Below are 2,159 nucleotides of genomic sequence, written 5' to 3' on the forward strand. Positions count from 1 at the left end.
CCAACCCAAGTAACCCAAACAGCAGAAACTTATAAAGCGAGTAACAGTTGGAGCGACCAAGTTAGAACGAGTAAAATCACCTACTCTAAGAATGGTACAACCGAAGCAAGTGATGGGTATTTTCCATATAAACAAACGAATGCAAAAGGACACATCAGTTACACAGAAGTGAAGGCAGCCACAGGGCAAATAACCGAGACACGGCAACAGCTTAGTGGTAATAGCTACCTAACAACGCGTTACACATTTGATGATTATAACCGTCCTTACAGCAGCAAAACAGATGGTCAACCAATTGTGTACACAGCGGTACAAAGCCCAGATGTGCAAGCACCTGAGAACGCTGTTATCCAAATCGTTAAAGTGAGTGCAGGTCAACCGACGCAAAAAGTCTATCAAGATAAGCTTGGCCGGGTATTACGCACAGCAGTAGAAGATTTTAATGGTGACTGGGTATTTACTGATATTAGTTACGATGCAAAGGGCTATAAAATCTTTGAATCTGTTCCCTATAAAGAGGGGAATAGGTCATATGGTGTCACATACACTCATTATGACATCCTTGGTCGCCTAACAGAAAAAGTGACCAACCAAGCTTGCGGCGACATGACGACCACTTATGCCTATTCTGGGTTGAAAACAGATATCACAGCAACAGAAGATTGTAACAACAAAGCACTTGACATGTCTCGAACTTACAATAGTTTGAAGCAGTTAATGGAAACAGTTGATGCAGCGGGAGGCATTACACGTTACAGCTATAATGCACAGGGGTTACCCATTGTTATTCAGGATGCAAATGGCAATAAGATTCTTGCTAAATACAATGCACTGGGGCAGAAGACGCAAGTTGATGACCCAAATCAGGGGGTAACCAACTTTGAGTACAATGGCTTTGGTGAGTTACAACGAGAAATACGTGTTGGCAGTAAAACCCTCAGTTATATCACCGATGTATTAGGGCGTGTGACGCGACGAACAGGTACTGGGGAAAACACATTGTCGTACACCTACGACGGTGCAACATACGGCCTTGGACAGCTAAGCCAAGCAACAGGAAACGGAGTGACTAAAACATTCAGTTTCGATAGTCATGGCAGACCAGCCACACAAACAATAACTGGTAGTGGTAAATCCTATAAAACAACCACCTTCTATGATGCAAACTACGGACGAGTTAAAGGGCTACGTTACCCAAATGATTTAACAATTAGTTACGATTATACAAATAGTGGTTATTTGCAGCACGTTAAAAATACAGCAAACGACTATATTTATAAAACAGTGACAGACCAAGACGTATTTGGCAACATCACCGCAGCAAAGCTTGGAAATGGCACATCAGAAACGGCCACCTATAGTGAGCAAAATGGACAAATGCTGTTGAAGAGCGTGGCGAAAGGCACTCGTAATTTAATGAATATCAATTATCAATCATACGATGGGTTTGGTAATTTAAAACAAGTGGATGTAACGACAGGTAACCTTGGTATTGACCAACACCAGTTTTCTGAGAGTTATGTTTATGATGACTTGCATCGATTAAAAAGTAACTCAGTCAATGGTCATGAAATCACACACTACAGCTATGACAGTGTAGGTAACTTATTATTCAAATCAGATTACGCCACAGAGTACGACTACACAACAGGGACAACAGGTGGGCCAAACGCAGTAAAACGTGTATACCGAAGTGGTAGTTGGAAAACATTTAGCTACGACGCTCGTGGTAATATGATAAAAGGCGATGGATTATCACATGCAATTTACAACGCAATGGATAAGCCAATCCAACTCATAAAAGAGGGCAAAACACTTAACTTTACTTACGGTCCACAACACATGCGCTTTAAGCAAGTGAATGGCAGCGTAACCACCTTCTACAGTGATAAATTATATGAAGAAGACATCGACGGCACCAAAACCACATGGCGTGCCTATATTGATGACATAGCAGTGATAAGCCAAACGACGGATGAGACTGCGAGCATACGTTACACACATAGAGACCGTTTACAAAGTGCGCGCATAATCACAGACTATAATGGTTATGTGAGTACTCAACGCAACTATGACCCATTTGGTAAACCACGTTTAGCCAGTGGTGGCTTAATGCCGGTTGGAAACGCAAAGCTAAATGACTTAGCAGATGCAAAAAC

At 42.0% G+C, this 2,159-nt stretch carries 1 pseudogene; it reads left to right on the forward strand.

The features are described 5' to 3' along the window. Positions 1-2,159: pseudogene (locus PAARA_RS07335) on the forward strand (RHS repeat protein); the annotation flags it as partial.

This window comes from Pseudoalteromonas arabiensis, assembly GCF_001550155.1.
GTDB classification, from domain to species: Bacteria; Pseudomonadota; Gammaproteobacteria; order Enterobacterales; family Alteromonadaceae; genus Pseudoalteromonas; species Pseudoalteromonas arabiensis.